This window comes from Clostridium cellulovorans 743B (assembly GCF_000145275.1).
Lineage (GTDB): Bacteria > Bacillota > Clostridia > Clostridiales > Clostridiaceae > Clostridium_K > Clostridium_K cellulovorans.
On the sequence record NC_014393.1, the window covers coordinates 4479564 to 4495269 of the forward strand.

At 33.4% G+C, this 15706-nt stretch carries 25 protein-coding genes; 1 reads left to right on the plus strand and 24 read right to left on the minus strand.

Annotation, left to right across the window (positions count from 1 at the left end; all coding sequences use genetic code 11):
* Positions 1 to 2: 2 nt before the first annotated feature.
* Positions 3 to 920, minus strand: coding sequence for an aminoglycoside phosphotransferase family protein (locus tag CLOCEL_RS18410; RefSeq protein WP_010073702.1), 918 nt, complete (start codon positions 918 to 920; stop codon positions 3 to 5).
* Positions 921 to 1265: 345 nt separating this feature from the next.
* Between CLOCEL_RS18410 and CLOCEL_RS18415 the strand changes: the two genes are divergently transcribed.
* Complete coding sequence (locus CLOCEL_RS18415) at positions 1266 to 1649, plus strand: DUF3237 family protein (RefSeq protein ID WP_010073704.1); 384 nt, start codon at positions 1266 to 1268, stop codon at positions 1647 to 1649.
* Between the two features lie 16 nt (positions 1650 to 1665).
* Here CLOCEL_RS18415 and CLOCEL_RS18420 read toward each other — a convergent pair whose 3' ends face one another.
* The 23 genes from CLOCEL_RS18420 to rplF all read right to left on the minus strand — a co-directional run bounded on the left by CLOCEL_RS18420 (position 1666) and on the right by rplF (position 15696).
* Positions 1666 to 2418 carry an alpha/beta hydrolase family protein gene (locus tag CLOCEL_RS18420; RefSeq protein WP_010073705.1) on the minus strand — a complete coding sequence of 251 codons (753 nt, stop codon included), beginning with the start codon at positions 2416 to 2418 and terminating at the stop codon, positions 1666 to 1668.
* Between the two features lie 496 nt (positions 2419 to 2914).
* Positions 2915 to 3307 carry a 30S ribosomal protein S9 gene (rpsI, locus tag CLOCEL_RS18425; protein WP_010073706.1) on the minus strand — a complete coding sequence of 131 codons (393 nt, stop codon included), beginning with the start codon at positions 3305 to 3307 and terminating at the stop codon, positions 2915 to 2917.
* A gap of 25 nt (positions 3308 to 3332) precedes the next feature.
* Positions 3333 to 3767 (minus strand): 50S ribosomal protein L13, encoded by a 435-nt coding sequence (gene rplM / locus CLOCEL_RS18430; RefSeq protein ID WP_010073707.1) that lies wholly within the window; start codon positions 3765 to 3767, stop codon positions 3333 to 3335.
* 227 nt (positions 3768 to 3994) lie between these two features.
* Positions 3995 to 4729, minus strand: a complete 735-nt coding sequence (truA, locus tag CLOCEL_RS18435) for a tRNA pseudouridine(38-40) synthase TruA (protein ID WP_010073708.1) — start codon at positions 4727 to 4729, stop codon at positions 3995 to 3997.
* A gap of 12 nt (positions 4730 to 4741) precedes the next feature.
* Positions 4742 to 5548, minus strand: a complete 807-nt coding sequence (locus CLOCEL_RS18440; RefSeq protein WP_010073709.1) for an energy-coupling factor transporter transmembrane component T family protein — start codon at positions 5546 to 5548, stop codon at positions 4742 to 4744.
* Positions 5538 to 6404 carry an energy-coupling factor transporter ATPase gene (locus CLOCEL_RS18445; RefSeq protein ID WP_010073710.1) on the minus strand — a complete coding sequence of 289 codons (867 nt, stop codon included), beginning with the start codon at positions 6402 to 6404 and terminating at the stop codon, positions 5538 to 5540. Before CLOCEL_RS18445 ends, CLOCEL_RS18440 begins: the two co-directional genes overlap by 11 nt.
* The gene (locus tag CLOCEL_RS18450) at positions 6389 to 7231 is read right to left on the minus strand and encodes an energy-coupling factor transporter ATPase (protein ID WP_010073711.1); all 843 of its coding nucleotides are present in this window, start codon (positions 7229 to 7231) and stop codon (positions 6389 to 6391) included. The genes CLOCEL_RS18445 and CLOCEL_RS18450 overlap by 16 nt, the downstream gene beginning before the upstream one ends.
* 57 nt (positions 7232 to 7288) lie before the next feature.
* On the minus strand, positions 7289 to 7630 hold the full coding sequence (rplQ, locus tag CLOCEL_RS18455) for a 50S ribosomal protein L17 (protein WP_010073712.1): 342 nt from the start codon (positions 7628 to 7630) through the stop codon (positions 7289 to 7291).
* A gap of 13 nt (positions 7631 to 7643) precedes the next feature.
* The gene (locus CLOCEL_RS18460) at positions 7644 to 8591 is read right to left on the minus strand and encodes a DNA-directed RNA polymerase subunit alpha (RefSeq protein WP_010073713.1); all 948 of its coding nucleotides are present in this window, start codon (positions 8589 to 8591) and stop codon (positions 7644 to 7646) included.
* Between the two features lie 63 nt (positions 8592 to 8654).
* Entirely contained in the window at positions 8655 to 9275 is a 621-nt protein-coding gene (rpsD, locus tag CLOCEL_RS18465; RefSeq protein ID WP_010073714.1) for a 30S ribosomal protein S4, read from the minus strand.
* Between the two features lie 33 nt (positions 9276 to 9308).
* The gene (rpsK, locus tag CLOCEL_RS18470; RefSeq protein WP_010073715.1) at positions 9309 to 9704 is read right to left on the minus strand and encodes a 30S ribosomal protein S11; all 396 of its coding nucleotides are present in this window, start codon (positions 9702 to 9704) and stop codon (positions 9309 to 9311) included.
* Between the two features lie 31 nt (positions 9705 to 9735).
* Positions 9736 to 10104: a 30S ribosomal protein S13 gene (gene rpsM / locus CLOCEL_RS18475; RefSeq protein ID WP_010073716.1), complete on the minus strand. Its 369-nt coding sequence runs from the start codon at positions 10102 to 10104 to the stop codon at positions 9736 to 9738.
* Between the two features lie 145 nt (positions 10105 to 10249).
* Entirely contained in the window at positions 10250 to 10363 is a 114-nt protein-coding gene (rpmJ, locus tag CLOCEL_RS18480; RefSeq protein WP_003373491.1) for a 50S ribosomal protein L36, read from the minus strand.
* A 17-nt stretch (positions 10364 to 10380) separates the two neighbouring features.
* Positions 10381 to 10599, minus strand: coding sequence for a translation initiation factor IF-1 (gene infA, locus CLOCEL_RS18485; RefSeq protein WP_010073717.1), 219 nt, complete (start codon positions 10597 to 10599; stop codon positions 10381 to 10383).
* 7 nt (positions 10600 to 10606) lie between these two features.
* Positions 10607 to 10894 (minus strand): KOW domain-containing RNA-binding protein, encoded by a 288-nt coding sequence (locus CLOCEL_RS18490; RefSeq protein ID WP_242655179.1) that lies wholly within the window; start codon positions 10892 to 10894, stop codon positions 10607 to 10609.
* A gap of 2 nt (positions 10895 to 10896) precedes the next feature.
* Positions 10897 to 11646: a type I methionyl aminopeptidase gene (map, locus tag CLOCEL_RS18495; protein ID WP_010073719.1), complete on the minus strand. Its 750-nt coding sequence runs from the start codon at positions 11644 to 11646 to the stop codon at positions 10897 to 10899.
* Positions 11646 to 12296, minus strand: coding sequence for an adenylate kinase (locus CLOCEL_RS18500; protein ID WP_010073720.1), 651 nt, complete (start codon positions 12294 to 12296; stop codon positions 11646 to 11648). Before CLOCEL_RS18500 ends, map begins: the two co-directional genes overlap by 1 nt.
* A gap of 28 nt (positions 12297 to 12324) precedes the next feature.
* Positions 12325 to 13608 carry a preprotein translocase subunit SecY gene (gene secY, locus CLOCEL_RS18505; protein ID WP_010073721.1) on the minus strand — a complete coding sequence of 428 codons (1284 nt, stop codon included), beginning with the start codon at positions 13606 to 13608 and terminating at the stop codon, positions 12325 to 12327.
* Between the two features lies 1 nt (position 13609).
* The gene (gene rplO, locus CLOCEL_RS18510) at positions 13610 to 14050 is read right to left on the minus strand and encodes a 50S ribosomal protein L15 (RefSeq protein ID WP_010073722.1); all 441 of its coding nucleotides are present in this window, start codon (positions 14048 to 14050) and stop codon (positions 13610 to 13612) included.
* Positions 14051 to 14067: 17 nt separating this feature from the next.
* A complete protein-coding gene (gene rpmD / locus CLOCEL_RS18515) occupies positions 14068 to 14247 on the minus strand; it encodes a 50S ribosomal protein L30 (protein ID WP_010073723.1) in 180 nt (59 codons plus the stop codon).
* Between the two features lie 12 nt (positions 14248 to 14259).
* Complete coding sequence (gene rpsE / locus CLOCEL_RS18520) at positions 14260 to 14757, minus strand: 30S ribosomal protein S5 (RefSeq protein WP_010073724.1); 498 nt, start codon at positions 14755 to 14757, stop codon at positions 14260 to 14262.
* Between the two features lie 18 nt (positions 14758 to 14775).
* Positions 14776 to 15135, minus strand: coding sequence for a 50S ribosomal protein L18 (gene rplR / locus CLOCEL_RS18525; protein ID WP_010073725.1), 360 nt, complete (start codon positions 15133 to 15135; stop codon positions 14776 to 14778).
* Between the two features lie 21 nt (positions 15136 to 15156).
* Positions 15157 to 15696 (minus strand): 50S ribosomal protein L6, encoded by a 540-nt coding sequence (gene rplF / locus CLOCEL_RS18530; protein WP_010073726.1) that lies wholly within the window; start codon positions 15694 to 15696, stop codon positions 15157 to 15159.
* Positions 15697 to 15706: the final 10 nt, after the last annotated feature.

The following is a 15706-nucleotide window of genomic DNA, read 5'->3' on the forward strand; positions in this document are numbered from 1 at the left end:
AATTAAAACCTTCTCACATTTTCAGAATACCACTTCGGAATTAATAATTTAAAGTTTTCATAATCCATCCTCGCCTTATAACATCGCTTTATCATTGCATTAATGTCATTTTTTCCAAACTTCACTGCCCATTCTATAGAGAACAATGAGGCATGCGCAACATATATCTTTTGGATCTCCCAAAATTTCTTTGGTGGTTCTCCTCTAAAATATCCTTTTATCTGCCCTATAGCGAAAGGAATGCTTTGTTCAATAGTAAGAATTTGTATTTTGTAAAATTCTTCGTATCTATCTCCACATTCTAAGCGATTAAAATCTATAACACCAATTCTCTTATCTAATGTATAAATCAAGTTACCTGGATGAAAATCTCCATGCTCATAGACAGGTTCTTCTATACAAGTTTTATGTATATTATCCTTTATAAACTTCACAATGTATTCGTCATTAGGAATTCGATACAGAGAATCTTCGTATCGTTTTAACTGCTGAAGTTTCCTTCTTATTTTCGTTTCTTCTGGAAGATCTTCTTTATCAACTTTAATGTTGTGTATAGACTTTAAAATTTCTCCGGCCTTAATTCCTAATTTAAACTGTTCTTCTTCATCTAATTTCGAAAGTACATTATCTAAAGCTGCCCCTTCAACCCAACTAAAAATCATATATACGTTTTTCCCATTATTACATATTCCAGAGGTAATTGCTTTAGACATTTCAAAATTCAGCTTATTATACTTTTTTATAATACGAAATTCGTTCTCTTTACTTTCGAATTTTTCTATAGAATTAATTCGTAATAAGTATTTACCTCCACCTTTGTCTTCTAAGTAAAATTTAATATCATCAGACCAACCTTTGTTTATTTTTTCTATCTTAATCCAATCATCATAGTTAGGAATATCTTTTAAATCTATATACATAAACCCCTCCATTAAAATATATCTATCTATAAATTAAAACCTACTGTAGAAATCTATATATTGCTTCTGCTTTTCTTATCAATAGCAATAATCTCCTTTAGTATCCTTGAATTCTATAAAAAATTATTAAGATCAAAAGCCCCAAGAATATAAGAATTCTGAGACTCTATATACATTCAGTTTTAAATTGTGATAAATCTACCCATGTACTAGTTTTTAATACTTTACTAAGTATTTCTTTTCTATCTACTTTTATGTAATAACTACACATTAACATTGACACCAATTTAATATCCCATTAATATATAGGTATATGTTAATTTGACAACTTGGATGGTGTTTTTTATGGAACTATTATTAGCATTAAATATAAAGCTTTTTAACCCTTACGAAGTTGATAACACAGCATTAAAAATAGTTATGATCCCGTTCACCGGATTTTCTCAAGGAAAATATTTTAACGGTGAAATCATAGGAACAGGTGTTGATACTCAAAAAATATACAATAACGGCAATTCACATTATTCTGCTAGATATATGTTAGCTGGCACAGATTATACAAATACTCAATGTAAAATTTTTATAGAAAACAATGGGACCAGCTTAGATAGCTGTATTCCAACAATAGTTACCGACAGTATAGCTCTATCTTCATGGCAAAATGCAGCTCTATTTTCAACTATTGAACCATCAAAAGACGGAATCATTGTAAAGATATATAAAAACTAATTGAAACACACATTAATTATACCTTTTTGTTTTGCAATACAAATCCTAGCGTCATTTCACCAACACGCTGATTACCTACTTCTGAAAATCCATGTGCTTCCCCTTGGAATACTTCTATCTTAACATTAGAATAAACCTTTCGAAGCCTTTGACTATATTCTAACGGCACTATTTCATCCTGATCACCATGCATAATTAAAATATTTCTTTGATATTTTCCAATATGAGTAAAAATATCAAAGCCTCGTAACGTCTCGAAAAACCTTTTTCCAAGAGTCATTCCCCATAAATCTTCAGAGTTAGGGATATCTTCAGTATTAGGAAATCTTTCATTCCAATTATCAGCAATACATAATGCAGGAAACAATAACACCATTCCTCTGATATCATCTGCACATTCCTCTGCCACTAAAGTAGTCACGAAACCACCCTGACTAGCTCCAAATACAAAAATATTATCCGCATCTACATTTTCTTGTTTCTTTAAAATACTTAATACAGCCTGCAAATCTTCCTTTTCCGTGAAAATCGTCATCTCAGTTGTTTTCATACTGCTTTTTGAACGCACAGATCCTCCACAAAAATCATAGTAAAATGCACCTATACCATTTTGCGCAAGATATTCAGCATTTTTCTTGAAATCCTCACCTACACCATTATATCCATGACTATATATCACAACTGGGTATTTTCCTACTTGCTCTGGCATAACAAAATTACCATGAAGCTCCCTTTCATGATGAGATATTAAAACTGTCACTGTTTTCATAGCAAATCCTCCACGTATTATTTCTTAATTATAGAACTTTAATTATAACTTATGATTCTGATTTTGAGACTAAATTCTGATTTATCTAACTACTTCTCTATTATATCATCGTTGTTTCTGTAAATATATCAGCTTGATTTACTACAACAATACGCTCTCTCCATAGTGTCCACATGATTCCGAACTTAATTTTAAAATTTAAGGAAATAATTTACTTATTTTGATTACAAGAGCCGTAACTCCCATTAAGAAAGTATTCTACTTTGATATAAAAGATCTATAGATAAGATTAGTAGCATTTAAGAAATGTAAAAAGAACACTTTCCAGTGAATCTCTTCACTGAAAAATGTCCTATAAGAATCTTTAATCTTTTTGTTGTACACTTGTTGTAAACGCGTTGTACATGGAATGAAATCCAATACGTTTGACAACTTTTCACAACCTCTGTAACCCTTGAAAAATCGAATTTTTCTCGATTTTTGCATTGATTGTAGATTATCTCTTTGAGAATTGTGATGCTCTTCTTGCTTTTTTAAGACCGTATTTCTTTCTTTCCTTCATTCTTGGGTCTCTTGTTAAGAAACCAGCTCTCTTAAGTTCTGGTCTTAAGTTTCCATCAGCTTTTAATAAAGCTCTTGAAATACCATGTCTGATTGCTCCAGCTTGACCTGTGAAACCACCACCGTGTACATTAACTAATACGTCAAATTTTTCTTTAGTAGCAGTTAATACTAATGGTTGGTTAACGATAAATCTTAATGTTTCTAAACCGAAGAATTCTTCGATATCTCTATTGTTTACTGTTACTTTACCTTCACCTGGTACTAATCTTACTCTTGCAACAGCTTTCTTTCTTCTTCCTGTAGCCATGTATTGTAATTTTGCCATTTTAAATCCTCCCTTCAGCTCCTAATTAGTATTTTAACTCAAGTACTTCTGGATTTTGAGCTACATGTTCATGCTCAGTTCCTGCGTACACTTTAAGTTTCTTTGCCATTTGTCTTCCTAAAACGCCCTTTGGTAACATTCTTCTTACCGCTTCTTGGAATACGAATTCTGGCTTCTTAGCTAAAGCTTCTCTGTAAGGAACTTCTTTTAATCCACCTGGATATAATGAGTGATGTCTTAACATCTTTTGATCTAATTTTTTACCAGTTAATAATATTTTGTCTGCATTTAATACGATAACGAAATCTCCGCAGTCAACATTTGGTGTAAATTCTGGTTTATTTTTACCTCTTAATATTGTAGCTATTTGGCTAGCTGCTCTACCTAGTGGCTTTCCAGCTACATCGATAACATACCATTTTTTATTAACTTCATTTGGTTTTGCTAAGTATGATTTCATGGTAATTCCCTCCTTGATTTTTGCGCTAAACGTTTCTATGTTAAAGTTTTCTCTATGTAAACTTTAAACTTCACGAACAAACAATATTCATTATAATACAACGTTCCAGGTGTGTCAACTTTTAAATCTAGAAATTTCAATGTTTTTTGCATATTTTTTTATGTTTATAACTTTTTTCTTTTCACAGGTGTGTCATCCGGGCGTATCATACATTTAATGTAAAACTATTAATAGTATACCTTATCGAGACTTAATCCTCTAGCAGGTGCTGTTTTTCCTGCTCTATTTCTATCCTTAGACTCTAATATCACTTTTATTTGATCTGACCTCTTTTGCCCTAAACCAACTTCTACTAATGTTCCAGCTATAATTCTAACCATATTATATAAAAAACCATCACCTGTTACTAAAATATTTATTATATCTCCATGCTCTTCAACTTCAATCCTGTGAATAGTTCTTACTGTCGATGCTACTTCCGTGCCTAGGTTTCTAAAAGCATTAAAATCATAGGTCCCAACAAAACTCTCTGCAGCCTTTTTCATTTCATCTATAGATAACTTCCTAGGAACATGATATAAGTAATTCCTATACATTGCTGGATAACTTACTCTGTTTAAAACGCTGTAACAATAAGTCTTACCAATACAATTAAACCTTGAATGAAAATCTTCCGGTACTTCCTCAGAGGATAAAATAACAATATCTTCTGGTAATTTTGCATTAATAGCGATATAAAACCTTTCAATAGGAATTTTGCTATTAGTAAAAAAGTTCGCAGTATACCCCTTTGCATGAACTCCTGAATCAGTTCGACTACATCCAATAAGCTCTACAGACTCTTTGGTTATAGCCTCTATAGCTTTCTCTATTGTTCCTTGTACTGTGACACTATTTTTCTGCTTTTGCCATCCAGAATATTTTGTACCATCATATTCTAAAATTAATTTAATATTTCTCAAGATAATTTCACCTTATATACTAAGATTTCTAGACGTAACTGATAATAAAATTACAAAAATCATTATTATATAAGCTACAGCATCATTTTTAGTGTATTTTAATACCTTCATTCTAGTTCTTCCTTCTCCCCCCCGATAGCACCTTGCTTCCATCGCCATGGCAAGCTCTTCTGCTCTTCTAAAGGAGCTAATAAATAAAGGAACTAATACAGGTATTAATGCTTTAGCTCTTTTAATAAGGCTTCCTGATTCAAAATCAGCGCCTCTTGCCTTTTGGGCTTTCATGATCTTATCAGTTTCATCTATTAAAGTTGGAATGAATCTTAACGCTATAGTCATCATCATCGCTAGCTCGTGTGCTGGTAAACCAAATTTTTTAAAGGGATTTAAAAGTTTTTCAATACCGTCTGTAAGTTCTATAGGCGACGTAGTAAGAGTAAGTACAGAGGTACTAATAACAATAAATACTATCCTTACCATCATCTTAACAGCAAGAATGACCGCTTCTTTATATATATTAATAAAGCCAAGGTTAATCAAAACCTCATCACCTTTGACCATAAAAATATTAAAAATAGCTGTAATTAGAACCAATATAAATACTGGTTTAAGACCTCTATATATGTATATAAATTTTAATTTTGATGCCAATATTATCCCTAAAGTAAACAACGCAATCATAATGTATCCTAAAGTACTTTTTAGAATAAATAAATTTATTATGTATAAAAAGCTTATTATTATCTTAGTTCTAGGATCTAACTTATGAATTATAGAATCCCCAGGAACAAACTGTCCAATTGTAATATTACTTATCATTTTTACTACCTCTTAACAACCTTATAATCTCATTCTTAGCTTGCTCAACAGTAAATATGTCATCAGAGATATCAAAACCTTTTTCTCTAAGTGCAAGTTGTAGATACTTGATTTGAGGTACAGCTAACCCAATAGATTCTAAAAGTTCTATTTGCTTAAATACTTCCGCACTTGTTCCTTGAAGTACACAAGTTCCCTTATTCATTACAAATATTCTATCAGAAATTTTAGCAACATCCTCCATGCTATGTGATACTAAAATTGTAGTCATATCATATCTATCATGTAGCTCTCTAATTTGAAATAATATCTCATCTCTTCCCTTTGGATCTAATCCTGCTGTTGGCTCATCTAGAATTAGTATTTTTGGCTCCATAGCAACCACGCCAGCAATAGCAACACGCCTCTTTTGACCACCACTTAAATCAAAAGGAGACTTATCCTTATATTTATCATAATCAAGTCCTACGGTATTCATTGCTCTAACTACTCTATTTTTTATCTCTTCTTCACCTAAATTTAAGTTTCTAGGTCCATAAGCAATATCTTTTTCAATAGTATCCTCAAAAAGCTGATATTCTGGATATTGAAACACAAGTCCAACTCTTTTTCTTAAATCCGCAAGTTTTACATTCTTATCCCACGGATTAATACCATCTATTATAATAGTACCACTAGTAGGTTTTAACAACGCATTAATATGTTGAATTAATGTAGATTTTCCTGAACCAGTATGTCCTATTACCGTTACAAATTCACCAGCATTTATCTCAATATTAACGTTATCCAATGCCTTTCTTTCAAAAGGTGTTCCTTCCATATACACATGAGTTAAATTCTCTATTTTAATTGACATAACGCATCCACCATCTCATCTATAGATAATATATCGCTCCTAACATCAATACCTTCTTTTTGGAGCTCATAGGCAAGTTCACAAATTTGAGGAACATCTAACCCTAATGCTTTCATTTCTTCTACTTTACTAAAAACTTCTCTTGGTGTCCCTTCCAATACTATAGAGCCACTATCCATAACTATAATTCTATCAGCCTTAGCTGCTTCCTCCATATAATGAGTTATTAGAATTATGGTTATCCCGGACTTTCGCAAATCCTCGATTGTGTCCATTACCTCCTTGCGACCGGATGGGTCCAACATAGCTGTTGCTTCGTCAAAAACTATGCACTTTGGTTTCATAGCAAGAATACCCGCAATTGCAACTCTCTGTTTTTGACCACCAGATAAAAGATGTGGAGCATGTTTTCTAAATTCAAACATATCAACTTTTTTAAGTGCTTCATCAACTCTTGTTCTTATCTCTTCTGGCTGTATACCAAGATTTTCTGGTCCAAAGGCTACGTCTTCTTCCACTATCGTTGCAACTATCTGATTATCAGGATTTTGAAATATCATACCACAAGATTTTCTTATGTCCCATACATTGCCTTCTAGACTAGTATCAAACCCATCCACATACACCTTACCGCTACTTGGAGTAAATAATCCATTAAACTGTTTTGATATAGTAGATTTTCCTGAACCATTTCTGCCTAAAATTGCAACAAATTCTCCTCTTCTAACTTCTAAGGAAACGTCATTAACTGCATATGTACTGACTGTCTCTCCATCATCTGCGTATGCATAAAATAAGTTTTTACAATCTATCATGATATCTTTCATAAGAACACCCCTATATAGCAAAATGGGGACTAAGGTAAACTTAATCCCCTGGCTCTATTAAACTAATTCTAATATAGCTACTTCTGCTCCGTCCCCTCTTCTAGGACCTGCTTTATAGATTCTTGTGTATCCACCGTTTCTCTCAGCATATTTAGGAGCAACGTCATCAAATAACTTAGCAACTACGTCTTCTTCAGTAACGAAAGCAAGAACTTGTCTTCTAGCATGAAGATCTCCTCTTTTAGCAAGAGTGATCATTTTTTCAGCTAATTTTTGAGTTTCTTTAGCTCTTGTAACTGTAGTCTCTATTTTACCATGTTTTAAGAAACTAGTAACTAAGTTTCTTAACATAGCTATTCTTTGATCTGTAGGACGACCTAACTTACGTTGTAATGCCATCTACTGTACCTCCTTACTCATCGTTAAGCTTTAACCCTAAGCCTAGGGCTGTAAGCTTTTGGTCAACTTCTTCTAAAGACTTCTTACCAAGATTTCTAACCTTCATCATGTCATCCATGCTTCTTTCAGTTAGTTCTTGAACTGTGTTTATTCCTGCTCTCTTTAAGCAGTTATAGCTTCTAACTGATAAATCAAGCTCTTCTATTGTCATTTCTAAAACTTTTTCTTTCTTATCTTCTTCTTTTTCAACCATTATTTCAACATTATCTGCATTATCAGTTAATGTCATGAATAGTTTTAAGTGTTCGATAAGAATTTTTGAAGAAAGACTAATAGCTTCTTCTGGTCTTATGGTTCCATTTGTCCATACTTCTAAAGTTAGTTTATCATAGTCAGTAATTTGACCTACTCTTGTATTTTCAACAGTAAAATTAACTCTAGTTATTGGAGTGTAAATAGAATCAATAGCTATTGTACCAATTGGCATGTCGTCTCTCTTATTTTTATTCTGAGTAACATACCCTCTTCCACTATTAACTTCTATCTCCATTTGGAGTCTTCCATCTTCATCTAAAGTAGCTATATGCAAATCTTTGCTTATAACCTCAACACTATCATCTGTGATAATGTCTGCTGCAGTAACTACAGCTGGGCCTTGAGCATCGATATATATAGTTTTTGGTCCTTCTCCATTCATTTTTAATGCAAGAGGTTTTACATTGAGTATAAGCTCAGTAACATCTTCTTTAACACCTTTAACTGTTGAGAACTCATGAAGTACTCCATCTATTTTAATAGAATTTGCTGCAACACCTGGAAGAGAAGATAGTAATATTCTTCTTAAAGAATTTCCTAAAGTAATACCATATCCTCTTTCAAGAGGTTCTATAACAAATTTGCCATAAGAACCATCTTCAGTGGATTCCACACATTCTATTTTGGGCTTTTCTATCTCTAACATTATGAACCCTCCTTATAAACTAATATGGCAACCTATTTCGAGGGCAACTGATTCTACATCTTATTACTTGCTATATAATTCGACGATTAATGTTTCATTTAGTGGAACATCGATGTCTTCTCTTGATGGAGCTGTAACAACTTTGCCTTCAAAAGTTGCGATATCACCACTTAACCATGCAGGTAATACTCTTGGATTTTCAGCAAAAGTCTTGAAAGTTTCTGTTGCTCTGCTTTTTTCTCTAACAGTTATAACATCACCAGCTTTAACTACATATGATGGGATGTCAACTTTCTTACCGTTTACTAAGAAATGACCATGAGTAACTAATTGTCTAGCTTCATTTCTTGAATTACCGTATCCTAATCTGTAGATAACATTATCTAATCTCATTTCAAGAAGTTTTACTAAGTTTTCACCTGTAATACCTCTCATTTTATCTGCTTTATCGTAAGTTCTTCTGAATTGATTTTCAAGAACTCCGTATATTCTCTTAGCTTTTTGTTTTTCTCTTAATTGAACACCATAGTTTGATAATTTTTTCTTACTTTGACCATGTTGTCCTGGTGCATAACCTCTTCTGTCAAATGCACATTTATCTGTAAAGCATCTATCCCCTTTAAGGTTAAGCTTTTCTCCTTCACGTCTGCAAAGTCTGCAAACTGGCCCTGTGTATCTTGCCATTTAATATTACACCTCTCTTTCTAATGTGCTAAACTATACTCTTCTTCTCTTTGGTGGTCTACATCCATTGTGAGGAATTGGAGTAACGTCTTTTATTAATGTTACTTCTAATCCAGCTGCTTGAAGAGATCTGATCGCTGCTTCTCTTCCTGCTCCTGGTCCTTTTACATATACTTCAACACTCTTTAAACCATGTTCCATAGCTACTTTAGCTGCAGTTTCTGCTGCCATTTGAGCTGCAAATGGAGTTGATTTTCTTGAACCTCTGAAGCCTAGAGCCCCAGAACTTGACCATGATAATGCATTACCATGAGCATCAGTTAAAGTTACTATTGAGTTATTAAAAGTTGATTTGATGTGAGCTGCACCATGTTCAACATTTTTTCTTTCTTTTTTTCTTCTAGTCTTTTTAACTTGCTTTGCTGCCATGTATATCCCTCCTTATTTCTAAGCTAACTTATTATTTCTTCTTACCAGCAACTGTCTTCTTTGGACCTTTTCTAGTTCTAGCATTAGTCTTAGTTTTTTGTCCTCTTACTGGAAGATTTCTTCTATGTCTAATACCTCTATAACATCCAATTTCAACTAATCTCTTAATGTTTAAAGCAATTTCTCTTCTTAAGTCACCTTCAACTTTAACAGTTTTATTTATAACATCTCTTAAAAGATTAACTTCATCTTCTGTAAGATTTTTAACTCTTGTATCTGGATTAACGCCAGTTTCAGATAAAATTCTTTGAGAAGTTGGTAAGCCTATACCATATATATATGTTAGGGCTATTTCTACTCTTTTTTCCTTTGGTATGTCGATACCAGCAATTCTAGCCATTAAATCTTGCACCTCCTAGGTTATATTCGTTTTATGGTTGTAAAAAATTTAAATTATATATATTAAGTCTTAGGTTAAGATATATTGAGAGAGGGCAAACATATCTCAGCCGCACCTAAAACATTATATCGTAATGATCTATAAACTAACCTTGCTTTTGTTTGTGCTTAGGGTTTTCGCAGATTACCATTACTCTGCCTTTTCTCTTAATCACCTTGCACTTTTCGCATATAGGTTTAACTGATGGTCTTACCTTCATAGCATAACCCTCCTTAATTACTTGGCTCTCCAAGTTATTCTTCCACGAGATAAATCATATGGAGAAAGTTCTACTGTAACTTTATCACCTGGTAATATTCTAATAAAATTCATTCTAAGCTTACCAGAAATATGAGCTAATATAATTTGACCACTCTCTAGTTGTACTTTAAATGCTGCATTAGGTAATGCTTCTATTACACTACCTTCCATTTCAATAACATCCTCTTTTGCCATAAAGTAATCAAACCTCCTTATCTAATTCTAAAGATTTTATAAGTTTTCGGAGCTTTGAGTTAGTGATTGATTTATTATGAAGGTTCTCCACTTCTTCATGAAATCTTACTTCAGTTAATGCTAAGTGTTTTAACTTTTTCCTTTTTGGATTTTCAAGCTTCCTTGTTGAACCATCCGCTATCATAACATAATTATTATCTATTATATCCAGAATAACGAAAAATCTATCACTATCTCTTCCTGCTTTTCCCAAAACTACGGTGCCTAACAAGTCCTTTTGGATCAATTTATTCACCTCTAGTTACTTAAAGTAAGCAATTCTACTCTATCTTCTAGTATTGCTACTGTGTTCTCATAGTGAGCTGAAAGTTTTTTGTCTTTAGTCACCACAGTCCATTCATCATCTAGAGTTACTATATGATGTGTTCCTTCATTAACCATTGGTTCTATAGCTAGAACCATACCGCTCTTAAGTCTTAAACCACGTCCACGGATACCAAAGTTTGGAACATTAGGATCTTCATGAAGTTTTCTGCCAATCCCATGACCTACAAAATCACGAACAACAGAAAAACCCATGGCTTCGACATGACTTTGTATAGCATAGCCAACATCACCAAGATGACAATTAACTTTGATCTCCTCTATACCTTTAAAAAAGCTCTCTCTAGTTACATCAATAAGTTTTTGAGCAGCTTCTGAGATACTTCCTACTGGAAATGTCCTTGCTGCATCACCATGAAACCCATCTATAAGAGCTCCACAATCAATACTTATAATATCTCCTTCATTGAGAATCCTTTTGCTTGGTATTCCATGAATAACTTCTTCATTCACTGAGGAACATATAGATGCTGGGAACCCGTAAAGTCCTTTAAATGACGGTATTGCACCCTGCTTCCTTATAAAATCTTCTGCTATACGATCTATTTCTTCAGTAGATATTCCAGGTTTAATTACCTCTTCTAGCATCAATAGGGTGTCACCAACTATCTTACCAGCACGTCTCATACACTGAATTTCTGCATCACTCTTAATAACTATCATTATTCGAATCTCTTCAAGACATCTTTAGCTTTATCAAAAACTACATCGATATCTTGTGTTCCATCAATTTCGATAAGTTTATTTTGTGCTGCATAATAGTCAATTAGTGGTTGAGTTTGTTCATCATATACTTTGAGTCTTTCTTTAACTGTAGCTTCAGTATCATCTTTTCTTTGAACCAATGGTCCTTCACACAAATCACATTTTCCTTCAACCTTAGGCGGGTTAAATGTAACATGGTAGCTAGCACCACAGTTTTTACACATTCTTCTACCAGTCATTCTCACAAGTATATTTTCTCTTGGAACTTCAATTAACAAAGAACATTCAATTGCTTTATCTAGTTCCTTAAGAAATAAATCTAAAGCTTCTGCTTGAAAAACTGTTCTTGGAAATCCATCTAAAAGAAAACCTGTTTTGCAGTCTTCTTGCATCAGTCTATCTTTTACTATATCTATAGTTAGTTCATCTGGAACAAGTAATCCTTGATCTATATATTCCTTAGCTTTTTTTCCTAATGGAGTTTGTTCAGCAATATTTTTTCTAAATATATCTCCAGTAGAAATGTGAGGTATGGAATACTCTTGAACTATTTTTTTAGCCTGCGTTCCTTTTCCTGCACCCGGAGGGCCTAGTAGTACTATATTCAAACCGTTCATCTCCACTACATCAAAAATTTTATCTCTTTAAGAATCCGCCATAATGACGCATTACTAATTGTGACTCTAATGTTTTAACAGTTTCAATTGAAACACTTACTAGAATCAATAATCCAGTACTACCTAAGGATAAATCCCTAAAGCTAGTTGAAGATTCTAATACTAGTGGGAATATAGCTATTAAAGCTGCAAAAGTTCCCGCTATTATCGATACTCTTGAAAGTACTTTTTCAATATGAAGTCTTGTGTCTTCACCTGGTCTAACACCTGGGATAAATCCTGCAGATTTATGTATATTCTCTGCCATTTCATCAGCTTTATAGATGATTTGAGTGTAGAACCATGTAAAGAATATAATTAAAACAATATATGTTATGTTGTATGCACCAGAGTTATATTTAAAAATATTAAACCATTTGTCTGAGTTTATCCATACTGCAAATGTACTATTTGGGAAGAAATTTCCGATAGTAGCTGGAAGTCTCATAAATGACATGGCAAATATTATTGAAATAACTACTGAAGCTGTCAAGTTAAATGGTAAGTTAGAATTTTGCTTGAAATGTCTTCCGTTTGCCTTAGATGCATATTGAATTGGGATTCTTCTTTCCGCTAAAGTCATTACTATAACTGAAATTAATAGGGCAATTAGAATTGCACCTAATATTATAACTTCTAATGGAGTTACTTGTTCATTTGTAACTTGAGAGTTAATTCTAAGCACTGAATCTGGTACTCTTGAAATAATACCAAATGCTATAATTAACGATACACCGTTACCAAATCCTTTTACAGTTATTTGATCGCCAAGCCATACTAAGAATACAGAACCAGCTGTCAATGTTAGCATTATCATAGCGACATTAAATTTTGAGTAATCGTCGATAGCTCCTAGTTGAGTCATGATAGCATATATACCATAAGACTGAATTACAGCAAACACTACTGATATATATTTAGTATATTTCTGAATTTTCTTTCTTCCTTCTTCACCTTCCTTAGAAAGATTTTCTAAGTGAGGTATAGCAACAGTTAATAGTTGCATAATAATAGAAGTATTAATATAAGGCATTACGCCTAGTGCAAAAATACTACTTTGCTTTAGTGCTCCACCATTCATTAGATCATAAAAACCTAATAAATTATTCGAATTAGTATCCATGACTTTCATCAACGCATCTTTGTTAACGCCAGGAACAGGAATATAATTTCCTATCCTGAACACTACTAACATTAACAAAGTGAAGATTATTTTTCCTCTTATGTCCTTAACTTTCCATGCATTACGTAAGGTTGACAACATATTAGATCACCTCAGCTTTTCCTCCAGCAGCTTCTATCTTTTCAGCGGCTGTTTTAGAAAATTTATGAGCTTTTATTGTTAAGCTCTTAGTTAATTCGCCGTTTCCTAAGATTTTAACGCCATCATTTATTTTTCCAATAATACCGTTTTGGATTAACAATTCTGGTGTTACTTCTGTTCCATTTTCAAATACATTTAATCTATCAACGTTTATCGCTGTTATTTCTTTAGCAAAAATATTGGTAAATCCTCTCTTAGGTAATCTTCTGTATAAAGGCATTTGACCTCCTTCGAAGCCTGGTCTAACTCCACCACCTGTTCTAGAGTTTTGACCCTTTTCACCTTTACCTGAATTTCTTCCTAAGCCTGATCCTGTACCTCTACCAACTCTTTTTGGAGCTTTCTTTGAGCCAGCAGCTGGTTTTAATGTATGAAGTTTCATATTCTCTACACCTCCCCTTAAGCTTCTTCAACTTTTAAAAGATAAGAAACTTTATTGATCATACCTCTTATTTGAGGAGTTTCTTCTTTAATTACGGATTGACCAATCTTTTTTAGACCAAGAGCATTAACAGTAGCAATATGGTCTTTTTTTCTACCAATAGTACTTCTAAATAAAGTAACTTTTACATTAGCCATTGTTAATTCCTCCTAACCTATTATTTCTTCAACAGTCTTACCTCTTAAAGCGGCAATTTCTTCAACTGTTCTCATATTGCTTAATGCATTTATTGTTGCATTAACCATGTTTTTTGGATTTTTAGAACCTAAAGATTTAGCTCTAACATCCTTAATTCCTGCTAATTCAAGAACTATTCTTGCTGGACCTCCAGCGATAATTCCTGTACCTTCTGTAGCTGGCATAACAAGTACTCTACCTCTTCCGAATTCTCCTTCAAAAGTATGAGGCACTGTATTTCCTACTACTGATACTTTTACTAAATTCTTTTTAGCATCTTCGATGCCTTTTCTGATTGCTTCTGGGATTTCAACTGATTTACCTGTTCCAACACCAACGTGTCCGTTTTCGTCGCCTACTACTACTAGTACGCTAAATCTAAAGTTTCTACCACCTTTAACAACCTTAGCAACTCTGTTTATATGAACAACCTTTTCTTTAAGGTCTAATGTGCTAGGATCAATTTTCACGAAGTTTCCCTCCTTTTATTAGAATATTAAGCCAGCTTCTCTTGCTGCGTCTGCTAATTCTTTAACTCTTCCGTGGTAAACATAACCACCTCTGTCGAATACAACAGTTTTTATTCCGTTTTCTAATGCCTTTTTAGCTACTAATTCTCCAACTTTTTTTGCTGCTTCCTTATTGCTTCCTAGGCCTTCAAAGTTTTTATCTAAAGATGATGCTGAAACTACAGTAACACCTTTTACGTCATCTATAATTTGAGCATATATGTTCTTCTCACTTCTAAAAACAGCTAATCTAGGTCTTTCAGCTGTACCAGCTATGTTCTTACGAACTCTTCTGTGACGCTTAACTCTAGCTTCTGCTCTATCCTTTTTGCTAATCATTGAATTCACTCCTTTCTAAGATTACTTACCTGTTTTACCTTCCTTACGTCTAACAACTTCATCAGAGTACTTAATACCTTTACCTTTGTAAGGTTCTGGTTTTCTCCAAGTTCTGATATCAGCTGCTACAGATCCAACTAATTCTTTATCAATTCCCATAACTTTAATATGGTTTGCATCTGGAAGTTCAAAAGTAATACCATCTACTGGGTCTATTTCAACTGGATGTGAATATCCAAGGCTTAAAACTAATCCTTTTCCCTTAGCTTGTGCTCTGTAACCAACTCCGATTAACTCAAGAGTTTTTACAAACCCTTCATTAACGCCTGTTACCATGTTGTTTATAAGAGCTCTTGTTAAACCGTGTAAAGCTCTGTGTTCTTTAACATCGCTTGGTCTTGTAACAACAACGCTGTTATCAACAGTCTCTATTTTAATGTCTTTGTGCATAGCTTTTGTTAGCTCACCTTTAGGTCCTTTTACTGTAACAACGTTCTCTGGTGTTACAGTAAAAGTTACACCGTTAGGAATAGCTACTGGAAGCTTACCTACTCTTGACATAATTGCACCT